This window comes from Methanosarcina spelaei, assembly GCF_002287235.1.
Taxonomy (GTDB): domain Archaea; phylum Halobacteriota; class Methanosarcinia; order Methanosarcinales; family Methanosarcinaceae; genus Methanosarcina; species Methanosarcina spelaei.
On sequence record NZ_LMVP01000412.1, the window covers coordinates 1 to 25,401 of the forward strand.

Annotated in this window: 27 protein-coding genes; 11 read left to right on the plus strand and 16 right to left on the minus strand. The window is 40.6% G+C overall.

The window, feature by feature from the left end; all coding sequences use genetic code 11:
* From ASJ81_RS15410 to ASJ81_RS15455, 10 genes are all read right to left on the minus strand, one after another.
* A partial coding sequence (locus ASJ81_RS15410) for an ISNCY family transposase (protein WP_095642727.1) occupies positions 1-943 on the minus strand: 943 nt, incomplete at its 3' end.
* Positions 944-2,050: 1,107 nt separating this feature from the next.
* Positions 2,051-2,365, minus strand: coding sequence for a 50S ribosomal protein P1 (gene rpl12p / locus ASJ81_RS15415; RefSeq protein WP_095645147.1), 315 nt, complete (start codon positions 2,363-2,365; stop codon positions 2,051-2,053).
* A 34-nt stretch (positions 2,366-2,399) separates the two neighbouring features.
* Entirely contained in the window at positions 2,400-3,446 is a 1,047-nt protein-coding gene (locus tag ASJ81_RS15420; protein WP_095645148.1) for a 50S ribosomal protein L10, read from the minus strand.
* On the minus strand, positions 3,447-4,088 hold the full coding sequence (locus ASJ81_RS15425) for a 50S ribosomal protein L1 (RefSeq protein ID WP_095645149.1): 642 nt from the start codon (positions 4,086-4,088) through the stop codon (positions 3,447-3,449).
* 251 nt (positions 4,089-4,339) lie between these two features.
* Positions 4,340-4,825: a 50S ribosomal protein L11 gene (locus tag ASJ81_RS15430; RefSeq protein WP_095645150.1), complete on the minus strand. Its 486-nt coding sequence runs from the start codon at positions 4,823-4,825 to the stop codon at positions 4,340-4,342.
* 118 nt (positions 4,826-4,943) lie between these two features.
* Positions 4,944-5,402, minus strand: coding sequence for a transcription elongation factor Spt5 (locus ASJ81_RS15435; protein ID WP_095645151.1), 459 nt, complete (start codon positions 5,400-5,402; stop codon positions 4,944-4,946).
* The gene (locus ASJ81_RS15440; RefSeq protein WP_095645152.1) at positions 5,399-5,614 is read right to left on the minus strand and encodes a protein translocase SEC61 complex subunit gamma; all 216 of its coding nucleotides are present in this window, start codon (positions 5,612-5,614) and stop codon (positions 5,399-5,401) included. Before ASJ81_RS15440 ends, ASJ81_RS15435 begins: the two co-directional genes overlap by 4 nt.
* A 417-nt stretch (positions 5,615-6,031) precedes the next feature.
* Complete coding sequence (ftsZ, locus tag ASJ81_RS15445) at positions 6,032-7,159, minus strand: cell division protein FtsZ (protein ID WP_095645153.1); 1,128 nt, start codon at positions 7,157-7,159, stop codon at positions 6,032-6,034.
* 351 nt (positions 7,160-7,510) lie between these two features.
* Entirely contained in the window at positions 7,511-8,095 is a 585-nt protein-coding gene (locus tag ASJ81_RS15450; RefSeq protein ID WP_095645154.1) for an endonuclease dU, read from the minus strand.
* A gap of 185 nt (positions 8,096-8,280) precedes the next feature.
* On the minus strand, positions 8,281-9,579 hold the full coding sequence (locus ASJ81_RS15455) for a proteasome-activating nucleotidase (protein ID WP_048109349.1): 1,299 nt from the start codon (positions 9,577-9,579) through the stop codon (positions 8,281-8,283).
* 57 nt (positions 9,580-9,636) lie between these two features.
* On the opposite strand from ASJ81_RS15455, the gene ASJ81_RS15460 reads away from it, so the two are divergent.
* Positions 9,637-10,122 (plus strand): multiprotein bridging factor aMBF1, encoded by a 486-nt coding sequence (locus tag ASJ81_RS15460; protein ID WP_095645155.1) that lies wholly within the window; start codon positions 9,637-9,639, stop codon positions 10,120-10,122.
* A gap of 382 nt (positions 10,123-10,504) precedes the next feature.
* Here ASJ81_RS15460 and ASJ81_RS15465 read toward each other — a convergent pair whose 3' ends face one another.
* Positions 10,505-11,347, minus strand: a complete 843-nt coding sequence (locus ASJ81_RS15465) for a TatD family hydrolase (protein WP_095645156.1) — start codon at positions 11,345-11,347, stop codon at positions 10,505-10,507.
* A 282-nt stretch (positions 11,348-11,629) separates the two neighbouring features.
* Between ASJ81_RS15465 and ASJ81_RS15470 the strand changes: the two genes are divergently transcribed.
* The gene (locus tag ASJ81_RS15470; RefSeq protein WP_095645157.1) at positions 11,630-12,658 is read left to right on the plus strand and encodes an isocitrate/isopropylmalate dehydrogenase family protein; all 1,029 of its coding nucleotides are present in this window, start codon (positions 11,630-11,632) and stop codon (positions 12,656-12,658) included.
* A gap of 26 nt (positions 12,659-12,684) precedes the next feature.
* Here ASJ81_RS15470 and ASJ81_RS15475 read toward each other — a convergent pair whose 3' ends face one another.
* Entirely contained in the window at positions 12,685-14,013 is a 1,329-nt protein-coding gene (locus ASJ81_RS15475; protein ID WP_095645158.1) for a homocitrate synthase/isopropylmalate synthase family protein, read from the minus strand.
* 774 nt (positions 14,014-14,787) lie between these two features.
* Here ASJ81_RS15475 and cbiT point away from each other — a divergent pair.
* The 8 genes from cbiT (at position 14,788) to ASJ81_RS15515 (ending at position 20,545) form a co-directional block, all read left to right on the plus strand.
* The gene (gene cbiT, locus ASJ81_RS15480; protein ID WP_048109355.1) at positions 14,788-15,342 is read left to right on the plus strand and encodes a precorrin-6Y C5,15-methyltransferase (decarboxylating) subunit CbiT; all 555 of its coding nucleotides are present in this window, start codon (positions 14,788-14,790) and stop codon (positions 15,340-15,342) included.
* A 60-nt stretch (positions 15,343-15,402) separates the two neighbouring features.
* On the plus strand, positions 15,403-16,011 hold the full coding sequence (locus tag ASJ81_RS15485; RefSeq protein WP_048109357.1) for a cobalt-factor II C(20)-methyltransferase: 609 nt from the start codon (positions 15,403-15,405) through the stop codon (positions 16,009-16,011).
* Between the two features lie 72 nt (positions 16,012-16,083).
* Entirely contained in the window at positions 16,084-16,812 is a 729-nt protein-coding gene (locus ASJ81_RS15490; protein ID WP_095645159.1) for a cobalt-precorrin-4/precorrin-4 C(11)-methyltransferase, read from the plus strand.
* Between the two features lie 80 nt (positions 16,813-16,892).
* Positions 16,893-17,351, plus strand: coding sequence for a cobalamin biosynthesis protein CbiG (locus tag ASJ81_RS15495; RefSeq protein ID WP_275112568.1), 459 nt, complete (start codon positions 16,893-16,895; stop codon positions 17,349-17,351).
* Between the two features lie 79 nt (positions 17,352-17,430).
* Positions 17,431-17,784, plus strand: a complete 354-nt coding sequence (locus ASJ81_RS15500) for a cobalamin biosynthesis protein (RefSeq protein WP_095645161.1) — start codon at positions 17,431-17,433, stop codon at positions 17,782-17,784.
* The gene (gene cobJ, locus ASJ81_RS15505; protein ID WP_095645162.1) at positions 17,753-18,553 is read left to right on the plus strand and encodes a precorrin-3B C(17)-methyltransferase; all 801 of its coding nucleotides are present in this window, start codon (positions 17,753-17,755) and stop codon (positions 18,551-18,553) included. Before ASJ81_RS15500 ends, cobJ begins: the two co-directional genes overlap by 32 nt.
* Positions 18,543-19,292, plus strand: a complete 750-nt coding sequence (locus tag ASJ81_RS15510) for a precorrin-8X methylmutase (protein WP_095645163.1) — start codon at positions 18,543-18,545, stop codon at positions 19,290-19,292. Before cobJ ends, ASJ81_RS15510 begins: the two co-directional genes overlap by 11 nt.
* 635 nt (positions 19,293-19,927) lie before the next feature.
* The gene (locus ASJ81_RS15515) at positions 19,928-20,545 is read left to right on the plus strand and encodes a methyltransferase family protein (protein WP_212556091.1); all 618 of its coding nucleotides are present in this window, start codon (positions 19,928-19,930) and stop codon (positions 20,543-20,545) included.
* A gap of 187 nt (positions 20,546-20,732) precedes the next feature.
* On the opposite strand, the gene ASJ81_RS15520 is transcribed toward ASJ81_RS15515, so the two are convergent.
* The 4 genes from ASJ81_RS15520 to ASJ81_RS15535 form a co-directional block, all read right to left on the minus strand.
* Positions 20,733-21,383, minus strand: coding sequence for a cytochrome c biogenesis CcdA family protein (locus ASJ81_RS15520; protein WP_095645164.1), 651 nt, complete (start codon positions 21,381-21,383; stop codon positions 20,733-20,735).
* Positions 21,384-21,512: 129 nt separating this feature from the next.
* Positions 21,513-22,145: a thioredoxin family protein gene (locus ASJ81_RS15525; RefSeq protein ID WP_095645165.1), complete on the minus strand. Its 633-nt coding sequence runs from the start codon at positions 22,143-22,145 to the stop codon at positions 21,513-21,515.
* A 706-nt stretch (positions 22,146-22,851) separates the two neighbouring features.
* Positions 22,852-23,694 (minus strand): Mrp/NBP35 family ATP-binding protein, encoded by an 843-nt coding sequence (locus ASJ81_RS15530; RefSeq protein ID WP_170943345.1) that lies wholly within the window; start codon positions 23,692-23,694, stop codon positions 22,852-22,854.
* Positions 23,695-23,719: 25 nt separating this feature from the next.
* On the minus strand, positions 23,720-24,085 hold the full coding sequence (locus tag ASJ81_RS15535) for a DUF134 domain-containing protein (RefSeq protein WP_095645167.1): 366 nt from the start codon (positions 24,083-24,085) through the stop codon (positions 23,720-23,722).
* 765 nt (positions 24,086-24,850) lie between these two features.
* Between ASJ81_RS15535 and ASJ81_RS15540 the strand changes: the two genes are divergently transcribed.
* A complete protein-coding gene (locus ASJ81_RS15540) occupies positions 24,851-25,384 on the plus strand; it encodes a DUF1847 domain-containing protein (protein WP_095645168.1) in 534 nt (177 codons plus the stop codon).
* Positions 25,385-25,401 lie beyond the last annotated feature (17 nt).

The window sequence follows — 25,401 nt, forward strand, 5'->3', positions numbered from 1 at the left end:
TTTCTAGCTTCAATTTATATCTAAATCGGTTAAATTCCTTTTTTGCCTTTATACTCCATTCTTGATGCTTTTCTTCATTCATAATTACGTTAAGTTCTTCAGATAGAATTTTTTCCAGGAATTTAATCTCATTTTCACGATTGTAAAATATATTCAATAACCTGTATTTTAATAGTTCCTGTTCAATTGTTGTTTTCTTCGGAAAATCGCTAACTATAAGCTTGTTTAAGTGCATCAAACAGTATTGATGCACTAACTTATCCCCAAAAACTTCCTTTAAAATATCTGGGTATCTCTTATCAAAATCCGTAACAATAAACACAGGTTCTGATGTATCTAGATTTTTTCGTAGAAACGTTTTGATGGTTTCTGAACTTTTATCCTCAAAAAGTTCATCTGCTATTGTTCTTTGAGTTTTTGCATCCAGTAATGTTAAACGGTATTTCTGACAACGTCCCTCTTTTGGATGCTGTTCGTCATAGTGCACCATATGTACATTTTCTAAAATTGGAACATTTTCCTGTTCCATTTCTTTGTTGAATGTTCTAAAAATAGTGCTTCTTGATCTTGGAAATATGAAGCTCATTATATCAGAAATTCCATCATAAGAAACTTTATGGTATCTGAGCACCTGGAAAAAATTATTAAATGAATCAAAAAGTAAAGTTTTCAGACCTTCCCAAAAACTATGATCTTCTTCGTCTGTACTACCACAATTTTGGCATTTGTATCGACCAATGCTGATTTTTCCAAGACCTTTTTTGATGTATAGATTATAGCCGTTATGAACCATAGGAGCACTGCAAATAGGGCAGGCTGGAGGAATTTTTCTACGAAAAATTCCTCTTGTGGTATATTCGTAATCATTGCTATAACTATCAAAAAGGTATGAGAGAGCAGGGAGTTCCGATAAGTTATTAAGAGTAAGATTTATAATTACCATTGTTTTTGCCGTAACATCATTACATAATTAGAGAATTATAACTTTATGTAGTGATGTTACACTTACTTTCATCACTAGATTTTGGAACTGAGTCTCATCGGATTCTGTTCCAAAATCCAGTGATTTTTGTATTTCTTGATTGAAAATCTGAATTCGAAAGAAGAATCCGGTTTTCATCAAGATCAATATTCGATATCTAAAGACTTCAACCCCAATGTCGTATCAAACGGATTGTGACCACTTACAAAATCCAGTGATTTTGAATTTTACATTCATCACTGGATTTTGGTACTGAGTCATCATCGCCATAAAATATAAAAATCGGGTGAAAATTGTTCACCCTATCAGGTCATAGAATTCGGTTATTGATCCTTCGTCTCCTGCTGCACTATCTACAACTCTCAGTCGCCAGTTGTGCACATTCTGGAGGCCTTGCACGTGTACTGTAAGCTGGAGGTTACTTCCCCCCTGATGGCCCCATCGGCCTATCCATACTTCCAGATAGCCTTATTTGGTCAAGATTCACAATTTTTAAATCACTGATTTCGAAAATCTTTTAAAGTATATGTAAAATTTACATATACTTTAAACAGTTAGCTTTAAGATTATAAATTATTTTCTACTGATAAGTTTAATTCAGCCACAGCTAAAAATAATGAGTCAGTTTCAAAATCCCAGCTTATCCTGAATATACCTAAGTAACTTCTTATTTGCTTCTTTAGATACTGGATTTTGGAAAACCAGTCTATTTATTACAGAATATTACAGAAAACAACCTAATAATTTTTAATTGTTCAGACTAAAAATGAGTTTTGGTAATGAGTTTTGGCACCTTCTCTCAATAACCCTATCATTCTTTTAGTCTCACCATATTCTGTTTTTAAGTCAAATAAAAGGGATATTATACTGTAGTGAAGAGAATCAAGTAGAAAAGATAAATATTTTTAGAAAAGGTAAATATTTTGGAAAATAAGAATTTTAATAAGTGATATAATTCGACAGTAAAATCAGCTAATTCTACGTTATTAAAACTACTGTAAAAGATTCTATTGAAAAAAAGAATGCTCGCCGTAGGGCGAGCTGTAGGTATCAAAGTTTTATTTGCGTTTATCCGAAGAGAGCACCGAGGCCGGCCATTCCGTCTTCTTCGGCGTGGTCTTCTTCCTCTTCTTTCTCTTCTTCAGCAGGAGCTTCTGCTGCTGGAGCGGCTGCGGCTGCTGGAGCGGCTGCGGCTGCTGGAGCGGCAAATGCGGCCTTTGCAATTGCTTCTTCTATGTCCACGCCTTCAAGGGCTGCGACAAGGGCCTTTACTCTAGCGTCGTTAACTTCGATACCTGCTGCCTGGAGAACGGCAGTGATTGCGTCTTCGGTAATTGCTTTACCAGCGTTGTGCAATAAGAGAGCTGCATATATATATTCCATTGTTAATCACCTAATTTTAATTATCTTAATTTATTTATCCGAAAAGAGCACCGAGACCAGCCATTCCATCTTCTTCGGAGCGGTCTTCTTCCTCTTCTTTCTCTTCTTCCTTTTCTTCCTTTACTTCTTCTTTCTTCTCGGGTACGTTGGCTGCTGCGGCTGCTGCGCTCGCAGCTGCTCCGAGAACTTCCCTCAGTTGGTCATCCACAGCATTTGCATCTTTGTCTGCGGCTTTGGATGCAACGGATGTCATCTGGACATGAGCTTTTGCCAGTAAGGTGTCCATGACTCCTGAATCAAACACGACAGCATTGACACCAAGGTTCTTTGACTCTGCAAAGGCTTTTGCCAGCAGGGTGCCGATTGTTGCGCTTGTCGGGTATGCAGTGTTGACAGCGAGGTTGAAAGCATTCTGAGCTGCTCTGGTAATGTCAGAGAAGTACTGGCTTTCATCAATTGCAAGGAGTTCCGGCTCGTAAATCGTCCCATTATCATAGGCGGCTCTTAAGTCCAGCCCTACAATGAGAGGGTATATCTCCAGCTTTGCCAGCATGGTTGCGAGCTTCTGCGGGACTGCCTCACCTGCTTTACAGACAACCTTAGTTTCCTTTACTGCAACTTTTCCTGCGTCTATTGAAGCTGGAATTCCTGCACTCTGGAGTTCTCCCAGAATCGGACCAGGTGGAAAACTGGTAGGTCCTTTCTGAACAATAATGTCCTCAGGAGCTATTGCGCCTCCTTTAATAGGAGAAGGAGTTTTTGTCTGTTCTAGCACTTTGTAAAGTTTGAAGGGACTTTCATTAGTAAATACCAGAGCAGTCTGCTTGTCAAGGTATTTATTCATCTCGGGAATGCTTTCTCCGAGCTGGTTTAAAGCCCGCTCAGTAAGGGTGTTCCTTGAAACCTTGAGCACTGCAACATCTTTAAGGTCCCTGCGAATTTTCTGGATCTTGGCCGCAAGAATACCTTCGATTCCGACCATCCCGAAAACCTTATGGGACTGAATGAGCTCTATTATATTTTCGATCTCATTCTTTTTCCACTCTGGGACGTGCTCCGTGTGATGTTTCTCCTCTGCCATTTACACCACCCTTTCGGATTTTCCCATAGTTGTCGTGACATAGACTGTTCTCAGGTTGTGCTTGCCTTTGTCCAGTACGCGTTCCAGCCTGGACACTATAGTCTCAATGTTTTCGGCAAGGTCATCGGGATTCATATTCCTTCGGCCAACAGGCACATGGAACGTGAGCTTGTCTTTTGACCTCAGTCTGACCGCATTTTGTTTACTCTGGATAAGTTCGCCTATGTCTTTGTTAGGTAAAAGCGGAATAGGCATTTTCCCTCTGGGTCCGAGAACAATACCCAGGTTCTTACCAATTATCGGCATAAACTGAGTTTCTGCGATAAAAAGGTCACATTCATTTGCAAGAGTCCTGGCTCGGTTTTTATCAGCCGCCAGTTCGTCGAGCTCAACATCAGAAATAACATACGCAGCACCGGCAGCTTTTGCTCTGAGGCCCACATCACCTTTTGCAAAAACGCCGATCTTCAGTTCTTTTCCGAGCCCGTGAGGAAGAATTATTTCTTCATCAACTCTGTTCTTCGGTTGGTTCATGTCAAGATTCTTTAAATTAATCGCCAAGTCTACGCTTTCAGAGAAGTTGCGTTTTGGCGATTCTTCAAGCAGTTTCTTGACAGCTTCCAGTATACTTTTTTCTGCCATCTTGTTCCTCCCCGTAGTGTTTGAACTTACATGTCCAAGCAGCCTTTTCGGCTTACTACGGTTGGTTTTGGGGCTTTCTCATTAATCCGAATATCCTGTTATTCTTAACAATAAGCCACTAATAACTGTCTTTTTTATTTATTGCAACGATGTACAAGATTCTTGAGCTATTAGTGCTATCTAATTTAAAACTATTGGTAATGGACAAAATTCCAGATTAAAGGATTAAATAGTAAAGAGGATGGAAAGGTTTACCACTCCTCACCGGCAAGCACATCATCGAACTTGCCCTGATCGAGTGCCTTTTGGCTGTCTTTAGCCTTAACTCCCTCTACGGTCACGCCCATAGGGACACAGGTACCCATTACCTCTTTCATTGTTGCCTTGAGATCATAAGAAAGTACATCTTCTTTCTTCATACGGGCAATCTTTGCAACCTGCGAAATGTTGAGGTTTCCAACAACTTCGCTTCCTGCATTTCCTGACCCTTTTTGAATCCCTATCTCTTTCATAATTAGGGATGCGGTAGGTGGAGTGCCCACTTCGATCTCGACATTTTTCTTGTCGTCAACAATTACTTTTACAGGAACCTGCATACCGTTATAGTCCCTGGTTTTCTCATTGATCTTTTCGACCACTTCTTTTATGTTGACCCCAAGAGGACCAAGTGCCGGACCTAAAGGTGGTCCAGGATTTGCTTTTCCTCCGGGGACAAGTGCTTCAACAATACTTGTCATCTGAGTCTCACCGATTTTAATAAGTATAATGTTTGTAGATCCACTTAGATCCACTTTGAGTACTGGCGAACTTAATTAATAAGCTGGAATTTTCGGTATTTTCCATCTTGATGTGACTTCACTCATTCTCTTTCTTAAGTATTCTTACAGTATCGCCACGAATCGTGATGGGAATCGGAACCACAGCATCGAACAGTTCCACAGTAATTTCCTCATGCCCTTCATCAACTCTTTTGACCCGGGCTTTCTCGCCTTTAAAGGGTCCTGAAGTGACCTCAATTATAGCCCCTTCCTTGATCCCTGTTACTGTTGGTTTGGGTTTAAGGAAATGCTCAATTTCAGCAATTGACGAGCTCCCTTTCACAAGAGCCCTTGCATGAGGAATAGTCTGAATTGCCAGTTCTACAATTCCGGGTTTAGGAGCCTCGACCAGAACATATCCTTTTAGCTCATCAGGAGCTAGAATTGCCCTTATATCCAGCTTCTCCTTTTTCGAAATCCTGGCAAGGGCTGTTGCAACCGACCTTTCTTGGTTTGCCGTGGTTTTGATTACAAATATCTGTGAATCCTCACTCATTTGGCCACCCACTGGGGCAACATTGTCAACAGTACGTATACTATAAATCCCATTGCTCCCACAGCCAGAATGCCAACACCTGCAACTTTGGCAATGGTCAAGAACTCTTCCCTGGACGGTTTTCTAGTAAGTTTCAGGACTCTCAGGTGTGCCCGGATTACCTGACCAACGCTTTCTATAGTTATCTTCGGTTCAAACGTGGATTCTACCATCAATTCACATCCAGGTTTTCTTTATTCGATTTATCTTTCTTTAATTTTTGCCTAGAGTTCTTCCTATGGGTTTTCCATTCCCGAAATTCACTTTTCCTAAATATGGAATTTCCGGATTTATATTGAGGAAGGAACGGGCGGTTTATATTATTAATTCCTATTATATGAAGATATCACTGACACGACTTTTAAAATGTCAAAAGATTTCGATGCTGGGCTTGTATTATATTCCAAAGTTTTAACCGCACCAGTAAAAATATTTATTTTTTGATACCGAATTGTATCGGCACCATACGGCATTTACCATAAAAATAGTTTTCGATTGGTTTTTATTCCTATCCCTTATTTTTATTTTAAAGAGAGGAAAACAGTATTTTTCTCCAACCGAAGATTTTAGTCCCTTTTGTCTCTGTATGATCACTCTACAAAATCAATTCCATATTTAAAGGTAATATCTTTGTCGTTTCCATGACCGTAAATCTGGGCGGATGTTACTCCAGTAACCACGATCATAGTACGCACGGTCTGCTCGAGATCAGGGTCAACCTGTGCACCCCAAATCAGGCGGGCATTTGCGTCTATCCGACTATAAACTTCCTGAACCACAGATTCAGCTTCCGAAATTGTCATGTCAGGGCCTCCAACCACATTAACAAGAGCAGAAGTTGCACCTGATATGTCGACGTCAAGAAGCGGACTACGTAGAGCTTTCTGTACTGATTCTACAGCTTTGTTTTCCCCGTCGGATTCCCCAAGCCCTATCATTGCAACGCCCCCGTTCTGCATAACAGTTCTAATATCTGCAAAATCAAGGTTTACGAGTCCAGGCTTTGTGATCAGTTCGGTTATACCCTTTACGGCTCTCATAAGAACTTCGTCTGAGACTTTGAAGGCAGCCTGAAGCGGGAGCCTCGGAACTACTTCGATCAGCTTATCGTTGGGAACCACTATTACCGTGTCTGCGACATCTCTAAGGCGTTCAAGACCGGCTTCAGCATTGGTTCTGCGTACATGACCTTCCACACTGAATGGCAGGGTGACGACTGCAATCGTAAGGGCTCCTGCATCTCTGGCAGCCTCAGCTACTACAGGTGCTGATCCTGTGCCGGTTCCTCCTCCAAGCCCTGCGGTAATAAAGACCATGTCAGAGCCTTCTACAACATTGTTAATTTCATCAATACTTTCGATTGCAGCATCTTCTCCAATCTGGGGGAGGCTACCGGCTCCAAGTCCACGGGTTTTCTTTTTTCCGATAAGAATCTTTTTGCCGGAGCGTATATGAAGAAGGTGCTGGGCATCGGTATTCAAGGCAACAAGGTCAGCTCCCTGTATTCCTTCGCCCATCATGCGCTGGATGCTGTTTGAACCGCCGCCGCCGCACCCTATCACTTTGATCGTTGTTTTAAGGCTTCTGAGAATCTCTTCTAGTTCGGCATCAACATCTGAGTCTACTACGTTAGAGTAATCTAAATTTGAATACTCTCTTTGCCCGGCACGTCCTTCCTGGGCAGATCGAGCAAGGGCTTCTTCCACAATGGATCTCATACTACTGTTTTCCTCCATCCTATAGAGTGATTTTAATGACTGATATTAAAGAATAAATGTGTTTTTAGAAGGAACATGTGTATTTTAACCATCACATATACAGTTTCCAATTTAATAGTTTTCCTGTTCAAGTCTTTAAACTTATAGTGTATTTGTTTAATGATTTCATCGAATTCTTATACTTTCTTGCTTAACCTCAGGTTTTTCTTCCCATGGATATTAGGATCTGGTGTTATTCACTATAAGTCCGAATATTCTTTAATTTTTTTGGTAAATTGTATAATTTTTATTACTTATTTTATTTTTCTGAAGCTTTCCTGTATTTTTACCTTTCTCTTTTATTAAAAGCAATTATGCTTTTCCTCTGGACTCTCCCAAGATAATACCTGTTGCAATCATGTGAGCAACCCTCAATGGTTCAGGAATATTGCTTCTTATTGATGTAAGCTGAATAATTTTTTTAACAGTCTCTATACCTATGCCTGCTCTCTGAATATAAATAGGACTCTTTTCTCCTGATATTCTTTCTACTTTCCCGGCTCGTTTTATAATCGTCCATCGTTCCGCTCCATCTGAGAAATATTTGAGAGCGGATTTTATTTTTTCGAAATCCGGATAGGAACGCATAACTACAACTACGGGAATTCCGGTTTCCCTGTAAAGCATCTGTATATCGACAACATTAAAGCCTCCATAAGTGATTCCATCGAGAATAACCGTTCTTATCTGGCCGTAATGTTTACTCTTTTTTATCATTCTACAGATAACTTCAGTAGCATCAAGCCCATCCTTTGTGATTTCTGACCGAAGGACTCCGTCAATCCAATTTCCTCCCCGAAAAACAGCCCCGACTATCATCACTTTTTCATTGAAAAGCGCAGAATCATCTATACCTAAAATTCGAATTTCGGGCTTGATATGAAAATCTGAATTCACAGGTACTTCTATGTATGGATTACAAAAATAGTTTGTCGGTTTCCATTATGTGCCTTCTAATAAAAGACTTTTCCAGGAAATTTTCAATTTTCCGGTAAAACCTCTTTATCTCAGGCTAAAGTAAAAATAAACCAAGATAAAAATGAGCCCTCAGATGGCTTTTATTCGGTTTACCGGAAACTTTTTTACACGAACATGGTTTCAGGGAGACTGACGGCAGGCATCATTTTCTGCGTATCTGCAGCCATAGAGACTTTATCCACTGCTTCGAGGAAATCTTCCATCTCAATCAGTTCTTTGTCTTTCCTGACCGCAAACATACCTGCTTCAGTGGCGATTGCCTTCAGATCCGCTCCGCTCATTCCTTCGGTAGCTTTTGCAAGTCTCTGAAAGTCAATATCTCCTGCAAGAGTCATTTTCTCACAGTGGATTTTAAGAATCTTTCCTCTTGCCTCTACTCCGGGCATAGGGACATGGACAAGCCTGTCAAAGCGGCCTGGCCTGAGAATTGCCGGGTCAAGGACATCAGGACGGTTTGTTGCTGCAATAATCCTGATATTTTTTCTTTTGTCAAAGCCGTCCATCTCTGCTAGCAACTGCATAAGCGTCCTCTGAACCTCACGGTCTGCCCCAGTCGTTTCATTCAAACGCCTTGCAGCAATTGAGTCCAGCTCATCAATGAAAATAATACTTGGGGACTTTTTCCTGGCCATTTCGAAGATTTCTCTTACGAGTTTGGAACCGTCCCCAATGTATTTTTGCACGAGCTCAGAGCCTACAACTCTAATAAAGGTTGCATTGGTTCTGTGAGCTACAGCTTTCGCAAGCAGAGTTTTGCCTGTTCCCGGAAGTCCATAAAGAAGAACTCCCTTAGGAGGCTCGATACCTATCCGGGCAAATCGTTCCGGCTCAATGAGAGGAAGTTCGACAGCTTCCTGAAGTTCCTGGATTTGCTCATCGAGACCGCCGATCTGGTCATAGTCCACTTCTACGCTTTCAAGGACTTCCATTGCAGCAACAAAAGGTTCTTCCGTAGAAGGAATAACCTCGGCAATGGCAAGCGTATGTTGGTTCAGGGCAACCTTTGCCCCTGGCAACAGTTTTTTCTCATCGATATATTGTGAGACATTAACCAGAAATTGAGGTCCGTTGCTACTTCGGACAATTATCCTATCGTTCTTAATTACGTCAATGACCGTACCAATGATGAGCGGAGAGGTCTTCATCCGATCGAGTTCAGACTGCAGCTTTCGGATCTCTCGTTCGTACTTTATTTTTTGGTTTTCCAGATAACGCTTTTCGGATTCGATCTGGCTGCACTGCTCTTCCAGATAACTGTTTCGGCTTTCAAGTTGCCTCATTCTGTCCTGGACGCTTTCAGTTACTTCCCCCAGCTCTCCAGGCTCGATTCCGTCATACACAGGTCCGGGCTTACCAAGGTGACTGCGCATGCTTTCATCCTTACTTTTGGTACTTTCCGTCATGGAGCTCCGAATAATATTTAAGTTCATACCGTATATAGCGTTTTCGAAGTGATCAATATGCAGTGCGAAATATGTGGTGCAGAGATCCGCGGAAAGCCTATATGCATTACAATTGATAACAGCGAGCTCCAGGTCTGCCAAAAATGCGCTCCTTACGGTAAACCCGTTGATAAGCGAACTCCCGTGTCAAGAAAAGTCTCTCCGGTGGTTCGGACGGTAACACGAACCGAAAATAGGCCAAAAAAGAACTTTTTCGATATTTTGAAAGATGAACTCCTGGATAACTATGATCAGATTATCCGGAATGCCAGAGAAGCAAAAGGTTGGTCTCAGGAAGACCTGGCTGAAAATATCAAAGAAAAAGTATCTCTGATTAAAAAGATAGAACGTAGCGAAATCGTGCCAGAGGATTCCGTCAGAAAGAAACTCGAACACGCTCTTAATGTCAAACTTACGGAACGTGTGGAGGGATCAGAACAGGAAGTTTCTCACATGAAGAAAGATATGACCCTCGGAGATATAGTGAAAATAAAAAGAAAGTAAATTTCAAAGAGGATAAAGAAAAGAAGGTAAATTTCAAAGAAGATAAAGAAAAAAAGTAAATCTCAAAGTAGAATAAGACAAAGTAAATCTCAAAGTAGAATAAGACAAAGTAAATTTCAACTGCAGGCTCTGTTCAGGCAGCAGCGCCTGGTTTTTGGCAGCGTTCACCTTCCAGAAACGACAGAGGGTTTAATTCGAAGGCGTTTTTTGAATCTCCTTCACCCTCTACATTTACGTGCCTTTTATGGTTTAAAATATTTTTACTTTAAACCTTCTTATATTAAATTCTTTTTTAAAATTTGTTTAGTCGTTATTTCCATAAATACGTGTTATCTTTCCTGTCCTGTCTCTTTTTTGTCTGATTTCTCTTTCCTGAAAGGCTTTAAAGCTCAATTTCAATCTCATATACTTTTTCAGGGTTTTCTTTATGAATGACCCAGAAAGGCTCTTCCCCATACATTTCCATCAGCTTTATGGTTCTTCTGGGAATTGTTTTCGGGCCAAGTACCGCACCTGGTCTGTCAGGATCATCAATATAATCCGTTTCCATCATGAACCTGGTACCTTCTTCAAGCGCATGTTCTATTGCTCCTTTGACCGAGATCACCCCCGGAAAAAGCCCAAGTTCCTCACAGGTTTTTACCAGCGGTGGAGAGTAGTGTTTGACAACTTTGTACATTTTAATTCCTGTTTTTCTTGCTCTCTTTGCTATGTCCTGAAGCTCAGGCTCTCCCACGCTTTCAGTATGAAGCTGGACCGCACAATCCTGTTCTTTTCCCAGGGAAAAAGCATACTCCATAATCTCATTCGAAGCTGCCCAGACTTCTGCAGACACCGGATAGTGAGGGCGTCCTGACTTTATCCCAACGGCAAGCCCCTTTTCAACGTATTCGGAGGCAAATTCGAGCCCTTTCTTCATGATTTCTGTAGCTTTCTGCAATTCCATATACTCTGTAAGCCTTGAGATTTCTGCAGGATGGACTCCTAATACGGGAAAAGCTCCAACTCCCAACTCCCTGATTTTTGATGCTATCTCTATTGTTTCGTCAAAAACTTTAAGATAATCTTCAGGTTCTTTGACCGTTATTCCAAACGACCAGCTGGGTTTGGTGACAAGGATTATATGAGTTCCGCCGGAGTTTTTGAAGTCTTTTACTGCTTCAAGTCCTCTGGCTCTAGAGTCGATATGCATATGATTATCGGTAATAGGTATTTTTGCAGGCATTTTCATTCCTCAAAGGTATGAAGTTCCGGACAAATCTGAAACGGCATTTTCTGAAAATTTTGATTAGATTTTTTAAAATGTTCGCAGGTGTCTATGTGTGGAATACAACTTCGCGATATTGCTCGGCATATTATTAATTACCCAAAACTTGAAATATATAGCCTTACGTTGAGTACGCTGGAAGATCTAATTATTCTTACCGAATTTTGAAAAGTTCCCCTTTTTTAGCTTTTCAGTCGCTACGGTTCTTTAAATACGAACCCTGTAGATCTGGTGATAATTATGAGTAAAACCGCAGCAGTAATCAAAGGCGACGGGGTAGGCCCCGAACTTGTAGACGCAATGCTTAAAGTTACAGAAGCCGCTGGCACAGACGTCGAATTTGTTATGTGTGAGGCAGGAGCCAGCTGGTGGGAAAAGAATGGAGGCAATTCCCTTATTCCGAACGAGACATGGGAAATCCTTGACAGTTCAGATGCCTGTTTTAAAGGACCGACAACCACACCAGGAGGAATAGGCTCTCCAAGAAGTGTGGCTGTATCTATAAGGAGTAAGTATAATCTTTATGCAAATGTCAGACCAATCAAGACCTTCCCCAACTCAAGTGCTCCTCTTGGAGACGTGGAAATGATTTGTGTGCGTGAAGGCACGGAAGGCCTTTATATTGGAGAGGAAATCCAGCTTACAGATGACGTTTCAATTGCAATCCGTAAAATTACACGTACTGCATCCAAAAAGATAGCCAGCTATGCTTTCGAGGAAGCAAAGAGAAGAGGCTATGATGCTGTTGTACCTATCCATAAGAGCAATATTCTTAAATTGACCTGTGGCTCTTTCTTAGAAGAAGTAGAAAAAGTTGGGCAGAATTATCCGGATATCGAAATCTGGCCTTATCACATAGACAACATTGCCCAGCAACTGATAAAGAACCCGCAGATATTCAATAAAAAGATCCTTCTTTCTACAAACCTCTTTATGGACGTAATCAGTGAGGAATGCTCGGCCCTTGTAGGCAGTATTGGGCTGATTTACTCTGCCAATATAGGAGACTCTTTCGCAATGTTTGAGCCCGCTCACGGTTCCGCTCCAAAGTATGCAGGCCAGGACAAGGTTAACCCTGTGGCAACCGTACTTGCAGGAGCATGGATGCTTGATTACCTTGGCGAAAAGGAAAAGTCCGAAGCAATATTTAAGGCTACAAACCGTGTAATTTCCGAAGGTAAGTATGTAACTTACGATCTCGGAGGTAGTGCAAAACTCAGTCAGATGGCTGGTGAGATTGCGAAATATACGGCAGAAATTCTCAAATAAAAAGGTACTGAAGGAAATTCCTTCTTTTACTCCTTCAATTTTTCTTCCTCAGAATTAGCTACCTTTACTTTATTTTTCAATTTTCCCCGACCTGAACGTCCTGGACTGCAGATAGGCTGGTAAAGGAAATATCTTTCGACATAAGCAAGAAGTTCTTCATCCGATATAGATGAAACCCTTTCTTCATTATCATAGAGTTTTTGGATTTCATTCTGAATTTTCAGAAGTCTGCGGTCATCTTTTTCCACAATGGTTTCAATATCAAGAAGGTCGTTTAAGGTCTCCTGAACCTTATAACGAATAACTTCCAGACCTGAAGAATCTCCTATAAGCAGGAGTCTCTTTCCTCCTACTAATTCTGGAGGGTAGGGTTCATAATTAAAAGGATTTTTAAGAACGCCTGCGGCATGTATTCCGGATTCATGGGCAAAAATATTTTTCCCGACAACAGCCTTGTTTCTCGGAACTCGAAGTCCAAGTTCCTTTTCCATGAATGCAGCAAAACGGGTAACCGGTTCAAGGTTGTACTTACTAAAACCTTCTATTCTATCTTCCAGGAAAAGCAAGATTTTTTCCATTTCACTATTTCCTGCACGTTCTCCTATACCCAGGAAAGTTACGCTTGTCCAGTTGGCTCCATGCCAGAAGCCTGCAATGGAACTTGCTGACCCGAATCCGTAGTCATCATGAATATGGGTCTCTATATTCTTTACCCCGATCTCTTTTTTGAGATGTTGCACGATTTTCGGAATTCCATAAGGCTCATCGATACTGACGAAAGGCATCCCGTAACCGACAGTATCGCAGACCCGAATAATACAGTTGGGATCAATCTCCATAATTTTTTCAACTAAAGGGAAAACAAAACCATAATTATCTGCTCTTGTCATATCTTCAAGGTGAGCCCGTGTTCGAAGTCCGTGATCCACTGCATACTGGAGAGCGTTCAGATACTTCTCTTCGGCTTCTGCCCTGCCTGAGAGCTTCATTTTAGAAAAAATATGCGTGTCCGATACGGACATAAGAATCCCGGTTTCTTTAATTTCGTCAACCTCAAGAATTTTATCTATATCAGCTCTTGAAGCTCTTGCCCAACCTGTAATTTCGGGAAACTCATACCCTATGTTAAACATTAGATCTACAGCATCTCTATCCCTCTTATTGAATACAAAGGCCTCGAGCTTTTCAATTCCTATCTCGTGGAGATACTCATATATTTGGAGCTTGTGTTCTCTGCTCAGGACGATTCCCGGCATCTGAGAACCATCACGAATAGTACTGTCACTTATGTATACATCGTTTCCATAAGGCAGCTTTAGTTTGGGCAGATCTTCATATGATTCGTAAATTTTCATCACTTTTCCTCCTTTCTTTCAGGCGGCAGGGCTCTGCAAAGAGAGAGCAGGCTTTCACTGCAAGGGTTTCCTGTGAAAAAGATATATTTCCGATATACAGGTCAGAAAATTAGTTGTGTTTAACCAAGAACTCTAACTTCTTGTTTGAAAAACATTCTTTTAAGGGAATACCTGTTGCTGTTCTCCGAAACAATACCTTACATTATATTTTGAGGCTCTTATCTTACGTTATATGCCGATGTTTAAATTATAATATGTCGTTATAGTTAAAATCTCTTTCTTTCAAAACACTCAATGTATTTTTCTGTTTCAATTCATATATTTATTACGCTCATAGTACTGTGTTACGCTTTTACCTTACAAAGAGAACAGGAGACATTGCTTCTCTTTTCTTCAGCGAAACTCTCTGATATTTCTTGAGAAAAGTCTATTTAAATTAATATAGAATTAGTCTAAAGTTTTCTTGCAGAAGTTTTACCTTCCTATTAAGCAGTTTCATGAAAGTTTACTTTCCTACCTTGCCCTTCTTGTCGATAATAAGGTATATCTACAGCAAGTTATATTTATATTCGGGCTGATTAGAAAATAGGATTTAACTAGAAATCTGACATAATTATAAATTTGATTAAATGTTTATATAAGTGTAACTATCTCTGAATAACGCGTATTTTCCAGCCCTAGTTAGTAAACAGATTACTAAATAAAATTAAAGATTATATCGGAATATATTTATTTACATTTTATATATTTACTTTACTTTATCCCGAGGTAAACATGTTCGAAATAGTAAGTGTTAGCGGCGGTCCGACAAAACCTGAAATCATTGCTGTGTCCCTTTCCAAACTCGGGCTGCGGGACGGAGATAGGTTTGCAGATGTAGGCTGCGGTACGGGATCGGTATCGATTGAAGCCGCAAAGCTTGCCCGAAACCTCACTATCTATGCAATAGATGCCCGAAACGAGGCTCTGAAAGCCACTGAAATAAATTTTAAAAATTTCAATATTGAAAATGCCAGGATTTTAGCTGGAGAGGCCTCGGATCTGCTAAACTCTGAAAGTTTTACAGATTTCATAGACTGTGCCTTTGTCGGCGGAACAAAAAATATTGATTCCGTACTTGAGATCCTTGTTAAGAAAAAAGCTCGAAGTATTGTTGTAAATGCTGTCCGAATAGAAACGGTTGTCAAGACAATTGAGACAATGAAAAAACTTGGAATTTTTGATGAAGTAGTTCATATTTCGGTTTCGAGAAGTGCACCAATTGCAGGAGAAACAATGTTCAAACCTGAAAACCCGGTATACATAGTTGTCGGAAAAAAGCAAAACTGAAAATTGTTTTATAATTTAAATCTTCTTTACGTTTATTTTTATAATTTATGGAGTGATAGCATGTTAATCGGAGTAGGACTTGGTCCTGGAGACCCTGAACTTCTGACCCTTAAAGCAGTGGATGTTTTGAAAAACAGTGATAAAGTATATGTGCCAGGTCGCCTGGCAAAGGATCTTGTGGCTCCTTATGCAGATGCTGAAATCCTTGAGTTTCCCATGATAAGAGATATTGAAGTTCTCAATTCCCTCTGGAAGGAAAATGCTGACAGGGTGGCAGAAGAAGCAAGAAAAGGCACTGTAGCTTTCGGGCTTATAGGTGACCCAAACTTTTTCTCTACGTTTTCCCATCTCAAAAAAGTAATGCGTAAGCATTATCCTGACGTTGAGCTTGCAACCATACCCGGTATAAGTTCGATTACCTCCTTTGCTGCCAGGACCGATGTTGCAGTTGAGAGTTCTTTTGAGGTCAGCGACGGTTCTGATGTGGGATATATGATTCATCTGAAGGCTACGCAACCGAAGTCCATAGTTAAACAGCTTGAGACCGAAGGATATACTGAGTTTATCTTTGCAGAAAGACTTTTTTCGGACAACGAACTCATAATCCGGAAGAAAGAAGAAATTCCGGAAAAGGGGAACTACTTCAGTATCATTTACGGAAAGAAGTGAAAGTGACCTATATAATATTCGCGAATTCAATATATAGTTTTGAAAAAAACACGAAAGCAAAGGGATGGTCAGATGGAAAGAAAAGTATATTTTGTGGGAGCAGGTCCAGGGAACCCAAAACTAATTACAGTGCTCGGGCGTGAGATGCTTGAAAAAGCCGACCTTGTAATGTATGCAGGCTCTCTGGTAAACCCTGAGGTTCTTAACTACACACAGGGAGAAACAGTAGACAGCTATGGGTTGACTCTCGAAGAGACCACTAAAATAATTGCGGACGCGGTAGATGCAGGAAAATTCGTTGTCCGCCTCCACAGTGGAGATCCGTCTCTTTATGGCTCTGTCATAGAGCAGATGGAAGAACTTAGGAAACACGATATAGAAGTCGAAAGAGTTGCGGGAGTGTCCTCTATATTTGCAAGTGCTGCCGCTCTAGGCACACAGTTGACTCTTAATGGTGTTTCGGACACGCTAATTATTACCCGACCTGCCGGAAAAACCCTGGAAAAAGACCTTATTCCCGAGCTTTCTGCCTACAATACTACTATGGCAATTTTCCTTGGCACACAAAAAATAAGGGAGATTATGGAAAAGGTCAGATGCCCGAAGGATACGCCGGTTGCAGTCGTGTTTCACGCATCCTGGGAAGATGAAGAAATCATCACCGGAACTGTGGAAGATATTGCAGACAAGGTAAAAGATGCAGGGATTACACGTTCAGCAATGATAATTATCGGTGGGGTTGTTGACCCCAAAAATTACAGGAGGTCCTATCTATACGGAGTAGCCCAGGAACCGTTGTAATCACTTTTGAACGAAATCGGGAGGTTGCAGCAAGGATAGCAGAACACCTGAACGCAGACCTGCTTCTTTATGAAAAGGGCATATTTGAAAAGGCTTTTAAAAGCTATGGAGCAGTAATTGCGGTTTTTGCCACAGGCATTGTAGTAAGAGATATTGCTCCGCTTCTCGATAATAAGTGGTCTGATCCTGCCGTGGTTGTAGTTGATTCAAACCTGAATTTCGCAATCCCCTTGCTGGGAGGGCATCATGGCGCAAATGAAATTGCCCGCAAACTTTCTGAACTCGGAGCAATTCCTGTGCTTACAACAGCGACCGAGGTTCATGGCAAACCTTCAGTAGAGGGTATTGCTGATAAGTTAGGCTGCGAGATCTTCAATAAAGAATCTACTGTAGCTGTAAATTGTGCCCTCCTTGACAAGGAAATAGAGGTTCTTGAGGTTAAGGGACCCAGAATCGTTGTTGTAGATGAAGATGTATCCGTGCTGATAAGAAAACGTAAGGAGAACGCAGAAGTCAAAGACAACACCAAGAAACAGTAATTGAGCCGTAAATTAAACGATTTGAACTTATGCGAATTAACCTGGTCAGTAATTCTTTAAGAATCAGAGACGATAACGGATGATCATAGGAATCGGAACTCGCAGGGGTATTACGAAAGAAGAGGTTATTGAAGCCATAAAACAGGCTCTTGATGAATCCGGTCTGGGCCTGGAAGAAATTACGGCTTTGGCTTCTGCGAAACTTAAGGAAAACGAACAAGGGCTTCTGGAAGCGGGAAAACTACTCGGCATTCCGGTAGATTTTTTGCCGGATGAGACGTTAAACAGCTACAATCCTCCTTCAGCCTCCAAGGCTTCCCGCTTTGGACTAAAAGGAGTTGCAGAACCTGCAGCTCTGGCCCTTTCTGAAGAAAAACAATTGATTTGCAGGAAGAAAATTTATGGAAGAGTCACAATCGCAATCGCAAGATAAGGCAACCAGAGGAAAACTTTACATCGTAGGGATCGGTCCAGGGTCTGTAGAACAGATGACGATCAGAGCTAGAGATGTAATCCTTAATGCCGACTATGTACTCGGAAACAGTACTTACCTGGACCAGATAGCAAGCCTCCTTGGAACCCAGGAAGTAATCCGCAGCTATATGGGTAAAGAAGTAGACAGGGCAAGAAAAGCGGTAGAGCTTGCAAGAGTTGCAAATGTTGCAATGGTAAGCGGCGGTGATACCAACGTATACGGCATGGCAGGCATCGTACTTGAGGTTGCTGAACATCAAGGACTTGAGGTCGATATAGAGATTCTTCCGGGAGTCACAGCAATTTTAGCCGGGGCAAGTATGTTGGGTGCACCTGTTGTAACAGATTTTGCAGTTATCAGCCTCAGTGACCTCCTGACTCCCTGGGATGTGATTGAAAAACGGCTTAATCTTGCTGCAGAAGCCGATTTTGTAATGGCTCTTTATAACCCGAAAAGCCGCAAGAGACAATCCAACTTTTCAAGAGCTATAGAAATTATCCGTCAGTACAAGGCCGATTCCGTGCCTGTGGGACTTGTGAAAAATGCTCTGAGGGGAGATAGTGAAGACAGAGCAGTAACCACTCTTGGAAAAGTTATGGAGTACGAAGATTGGGTAGATATGAGCACTACGATTCTCATTGGAAACGGAGATTCAAGAATCTGGAGCTCTCAAAAGAAGGATTTCATAATCACCCCCAGGGGGTATCACAAAAAGTATGACTACTGAAGAGAGTACTAACGAAAAGGTCGGGAACCTCGACAATCTGGAAGAATTTACCGAGCTTACGGTTGATGTGGACACTGAACTTGTAAGCATTTGTAAAGACTCAGGGGCAAGAACCGAAGAAGCAAAAGCCATCTATATGAAAAGCCGGACAATGATCCAGGAACTCATAGGCAATAAAACTCCCGAAGACCGCTTCCGCCAGCGCTGTGTTATTGCTACCGGAGATCTTTCTGTAGCAGATATCATGCGTTTCATGCATGACCCCATTCCTGCAGGTGTGGAAGCTATTAAAAAGGGCGCCCCGATTTTTGTAGATATCAATATGGTAAAAGCCGGAATTACAAAGGCAGGGCACAAATCCGAAATTATTTGCGTACTTGATGAAGACCCGAATGCTGAAATTGCTAACAGATACGGAATTACGCGCACATCAGCAGGTTTCCTCGCTGCCCGAGAGCGGCTCGATGGTAGTATTATTGCAATCGGAAATGCACCTTCTGCCCTTATTATGGTCTGCAAACTTATAGAAAAGGGTATGAGACCAGCCCTTGTTATCGGGCTTCCTGTAGGTTTCGTAAACGCAGCCGAATCTAAGGAAATCGTCAGAAATCTGAAAATACCTGTACCCTCGATTAGCTGTGTCGGGACAAGAGGAGGAACTCCTATGGCGGTTGCATGCGTAAATGAACTTGTTGCAATCGCAAGAGAAAGTGAAGACTCAGAAGAAAGTCAAGGATAATACTTTCTCTTATTTTTCATTTTGACTCTTGTCTAACTCTTGTTTTCGATGCTCTTTTCAGTTAACTGCTTTATTTCCCAGTGCTTTTGTTTTTAGATCTCTCACTTGATCTCTCACTTGTAAGCAAAATAAGATAATGTCATCTACTTGTGTTTCTATAACTATTGAATACGACTACAAAAAAGTAAGTAGTATATCCAAAGTTGATAAAAAAGAAGAGGGATAGTGCAATTATATTAAGGTGCAAGCCAAATAAATCTTTTTCCAGATGCAAGTTCACTATTTAATAGCTTCTGCTGATCCAGGACTCTGTTCCAAAATCCAGTGATTTTTGCATTTTTGATAGAAAGTCTTAATTAGCAAGAAGAATCCAGTTTTTATCAAAATCGATATTCGCTATCTAAAGACTTGAATCACTAAGTTGTATTACATGGATGGTGACCATTTATAAAATCTAGTGATTTTGAGTTTTACATTCATCACTAGATTTTGGTACTGAGTCTGATCCAGAAATCCTCAATACAACTGAATTAAGTTATCTCAGGAAATACATGGTTTAAAACGGATAAATTTGACCTGTAGGGTTCATTTTGAAAATTTTATTACAATTTTTAAAAACAAGTAGAGGTGGAAAAATGGTAACGGAAAATGTTTGGTCCCATTTTGGGATGTGGTGGGCCGTTGGCCTGTGGATCATCATTTATGGGGTGTTCCTGCTATTTGTACCGTTTTATAAAAAGAGCCAGATAAAGCCTGCGGGAGTATATACAGCATTTATTGTTGCATTTGCACTTGAGATGTTCGGTGTGCCTTTCAGCATGTTTGCGATAGGATGGCTCTTTGGCATTACGCTTCCAGAGGGTGTTTTATGGGGCCATACACTTGTACAGTATATCGGCTTTTGGGGAATGTACCTAGGAATCCTCATATCCCTGACCGGAGCTGCACTGGTATTGTCAGGCTGGAATCAGATTCATAAGAACTACTGGAGTAAGGAGGAAGGAAAGGGAAAACTTGTTACAATTGGTATCTACAGGTATATTCGCCATCCTCAGTACACTGGCTTTTTCATGATAACCCTGGGAATGATGTTGGAATGGGCTACTCTGCCCCTTATAATCCTTTATTCGTTGCTTCTTGTCCTTTATTATAAGCTTGCAAAAAGAGAAGAACTGGACATAGAGAAAGAGTTCGGTAGTGAATATCTTGAATATAAAAAGAAAACAAAGATGTTTATCCCTTACATCATCTAAGTCCAAATTTATCCCTTACATCATCTGAGTTCGAATGAAAAATCTAGACTTTTAAGGGGCATGGGCTGGCATATTCCAGCATCTATCCCCAGTCTTAGAACAAATTCTCAAATGATGTATACACTCGAAGGGAGCTTCTCCCTCAAAAACTTGAGGCACAGAGAGTGAAAGTTTAGGGAGAAGTGGTTCACATGAACCACTGATAATGGTTTTGGTAAATCATCCAGAGCCCGAAGAATACCAGTACTATTCCCACTACTTTTTTGAAAACTGCATCCCACTTTGAAATAAGCCGGATTTTAGAGGCAGAAAAGTGGGCTGAGTATGCAAGCAGAAGCATTGGAACCGCAAACCCAAGCGAATAGATTAAAAGGGTGAACGCTCCAGTAGCAGTGTTTCCTTCTACAGCTACCATGGTCAGGATCGAACCTAAAATTGGTCCGACGCAAGGGATCCAGAGAACACCGAGGGAAAGACCAAGCAAGAGGCCTGAAAAAGATCCTTCATCATTCATTTTTCCAAGAAGGGGAAATTTGGAAAATGAATTGAACAGGCTTATATCAAAGAATAGAGCAAAGCCAAGTATGAGAATCAAGACTTCTGCCAGAATCTTAAGTTGATCCGTATACGCATAAAACACTGACCCAAAGGCAGAGGTTGCCACTCCCATTATGGTGAAGGATATTGAGACTCCAAGCACTATTGCTAGAGGCCTCAATTTGTTTTTTCCTGCAGATGTTGCCAGGACAGCAGGCAGAAGAGGAAGGATGCAAGGGGACAGGACACTGGCAATTCCTGCTCCAAATGCAACCACAGGAGAAATAACTTCAGAATACATGGTTTCAATTTCCTTTTAGGGTTTGTTTACTATAGTGTTTTTCCCCGGAACTCCGGGTTTACCATAAGCTGGAACTTCGAAATTAATGAGTTCAGAAAATAATTCTGTTCAGTAATTATATTTTTATTATTATATACTTTTCCCCTCTTGAAGAAGGGCAAGGTTTATACGATCTTCATAAACCTCTTTTTCCATTTGTCCTTGAATTCTAGCCTGGAATCTATCCTTAGTGACTGTTCCATTCTCTTGCATATACACATAATCCCCGTCTTCAATACCCACGATCAAAGAGGTGTCAGGGACATATCCGATTTCAAAGTAAGCTTCAAGATCAGGGCTCTCAGTTATATCTATAGACGTAATAGTAGCCCTCCCACTGTATTCTGTTGCCAGTTCCTTAAGCATGGGTCTCATAGCCTGGCATGGACCGCAATGTTTGGATCCTATTTTCACAAGAACCGGTCCCTGCTTGAGGGATGTATTTATCTGTTCAAGTGAAGTCACTGTAAGAACACTACTTCCTTCCTGAGTTTCCTGAGAAGTTTTGTTCTGTCCGGATTTGTTTGTTTCGGCAATGTCATTACTCCCCTGAACTACCTGGGTTTCCTGAGAGATTGTTTCAGACCCATTTGTTTTGACAATGTCATTACTCTCCTGAACTGCCTGTGCATCTGTGGAATTGTTTTTCTGGCTTTCATCAGTACAGCCCGCAGCAAAGATTACAGCTGCAAGCATTATCAATAATATAATTAATTTCTTCATGTTCTCAACGTTAATTTTTTATTTTATAGTATTTTACATATTATATAGCAATTATGTTATATGGTAATAATTTTCTCTTTCCAAGGATAACCTCATTTTAAAATAGCCTTGTTTTCTACTGGTTGTGAAATTAGAATTATGAAATAGAATTATCAATAAACCTCAAATAACTAATTCTAAGGAAAGAAAAATATATACCTAGTTTAAGAGACTTTTGGTTTACTGGAGAGATATAAAAAAATTTAAAATTATATGTTAAAAGTAAATATGACTCTGTTCCAAAATCCAGTGATTTTTGCATTTTTGATAGAAAGTCTTAATTAGCAAGAAGAATCCAGTTTTTATCAAAATCGATATTCGCTATCTAAAGACTTGAATCACTAAGTTGTATTACATGGATGGTGACCATTTATAAAATCTAGTGATTTTGAGTTTTACATTCATCACTAGATTTTGGTACTGAGTCGTAAATATAGGAAATAATTGAAACTTGTAAAAGGTAGAAGAGATATTTTAAAAGCCCAATTATAATTACCGGACGGACCGATTGAACAAAAGTTAGCGGATTAAAGAGAGGTGACTCCTCCAAAAAATGTCAGGTTTAACGTTTAGTTTACTAAAGGAAGGTTAGCCGATTAATAGGCTAACCAGTTGTGAGAGGTTACATAACCAGAAAACGTACCATATTTTCCTTTTTTATTTTGCCTTAATCCTCTCCCAGAGTTTGTTCTACTACAGTTATAATAGCTTCGAAGTTCTTCTGCCATTCCGTACTGTGGTCAAGCAGTCCCTGGACAATAGTGCCTTTATCTTCCATTTCTGCAACCTTTGGCTCAATAGGAAGTCTGGCAAGAATAGGAATATTGAAGTCTTCTGAAGCTTTTTCCACGCCTCCGGTTCCGAATATTTCTATCGGCTTGCCGCAGTGGGGACAAATAAGCCCATGCATATTGTCAACAAGCCCTATGATAGGCACGTTAAGCTTTTCAGAGAATCTTATTGACTTTCGAACGCTGATAAGGGCTACCTCCTGGGGAGTTGTAACAAGAACTGAACCGTCGCAATTGGGGATGAGCTGGGCCACACTCAAAGGTTCGTCTCCTGTGCCAGGAGGCAGATCTATAATCAGGAAATCGAGTGTTCCCCAACTAACGTCTTCCAGAAATTGTTTAATTGCTCCCATTTTGGCAGGTCCCCTCCAGATAATAGGAGAATCCTTGTCTCCGAGCAGAAAACCGACAGACATTATAGAAAGGTTGGGAAATGCCGAGATTGGAAGAATCCCTTCTTCATTAACCTCGGGCCTTTGAGACTCTAACCCAAAAAGTGTAGGAATTGTCGGGCCGTGAATATCGCAGTCCAGAAGCCCAACTTTGTGTCCTCGCAGGGCAAGCCCGGCAGCCAAATTTGCTGCAACTGTACTTTTCCCTACTCCTCCCTTTCCACTCATAACCATGATCTTACGCTTAATACGTCTGAGGTTGACTACTATTTTAGGCTCTTCTGGCTTTTCTGACAAGCTCTTAAGTGGTTGAACCTTATCTGTCATTTTTATCGCCTGTATAAATTCCGTATTATTCCCAGTTTTCGGATTTCTCTTTTATGTTGTCAGCACTTTCACTATTGTCAGCGCTATCAGCGCTGATATAGTTACCGCCCTTTATCTCTATTGCTTTTCCTGTGCTAAGGGCGAGAGCAATTTTCATTCTCGCAGCTTTTAGATCTTCCCAGAAAGCTCTCCTTGAGATTCCTACTCTGATGGCTGCATCTTCCTGCCTCAGACCTTCAACATCTACAAGTCTCAGGGCCTCAAGCTCTTCTACCGTGATAGATACAACCTCAAGGTCCGCCAGCGGGACTCCTCTAGGCTTGAAATATGTAATGTCAGGCGTTTGCTCAACACGCCTTGGACACTTTGGTCTTCCTCTGCATTTTTTCATAGGTTACTTATGCACATTGCGGAATAAATATATAACAATTTCTACTCTATAACAGAAAAATATATATATTTATGTACAAATGAGTAAAATTACAGTTATGGGTAAAGTTACAGTTGCCTGTTATGAGATTAGAGGAAGTACTTATAAAATTGCATACCTAAAGGAAGCGATAAAACCCTTAACATGCTTGATTCCTGAGTCAGGGACTTTGTAGGCGTTAAGGAAGTTTGGGAAACTTAACTTCCTTTAGTGTAGATCCCTTAAGGGACGACAACAGAAAATGTCTGTGAAGACTACAGATAAGAGTATTAACCTCATCATTAAGAAGAATGTTTGATTTAAGCTTACTTTCAGCAGATGTCCTTACAATTTTTATAAGTTTTTCCGTTATCGTTTTTCTGGTAACTGCATATGACGTGAGAAGAAAATATTTTTAAAATATCCTACAATTTTCGACATTATTACCTTCAGTGAAAAATTTCAGCTAGATTTTCCAAAACTTCAGTTGAGATAATAACAGGAGATTTTTGAGAATTTCTCCAAAACCGATAGTAAGAAAATTGTTGTTTTTTTGAGAACACCTGCGGAAAGTCGGTTTTATAACTTTAGTATTATTTTTTCTTTTTTAACTTTCTTATCTAACTCGACTTTTTACTGAAATCCATATATCGATTTCGATACCCCTTGTAGAAATATTTATACCTTCACAGCTTATTTGTGGTTATAATTCCCCATCTATGTTAAAAATCCCCGGGAGAAAAAAGTGTGCAGTGCGCGTTATGTCGGATTAAGGAATGCGTGAAAGGTAAAAATTGTTCAGTCATTAGATATGGGCTTGAATATACAGGCGACAATCTTAAATCAATTCAGATTTCTGCCTGGCTTGAATCCGATGGCATGAAAAGGACGAAACTTGAAGAGATAGCTATTTATGCAAAAAGGCTTGGGTATACAAAAATAGGAATTGCTTTTTGTATTGAATATGAGCGAGAAGCAAAGCTAGTTTATGAGATTCTTTCAAGATATTTTGAGGTGTTTTCAGTTTGCTGTAAAGTCTGCAGCCTCGAAAAAGCCAGTCTCGGAATTAAAAAATCCGAGGACCAGGAGTTTGAAGCGGTCTGCAATCCTATCGGTCAGGCGCAGCTACTGAATGATGATCTTACGAATCTCAATATCATGTTGGGGCTTAAAACAGGCTATGATATCCTTTTTGCAAAATACTCTGAAGCTCCTGCAATAACGCTGCCTATTGAAGAGTTACCCCAATTAGCTTATCCAAAAATTGATGTTATAGAATAAATTTACAAAGTTAACTT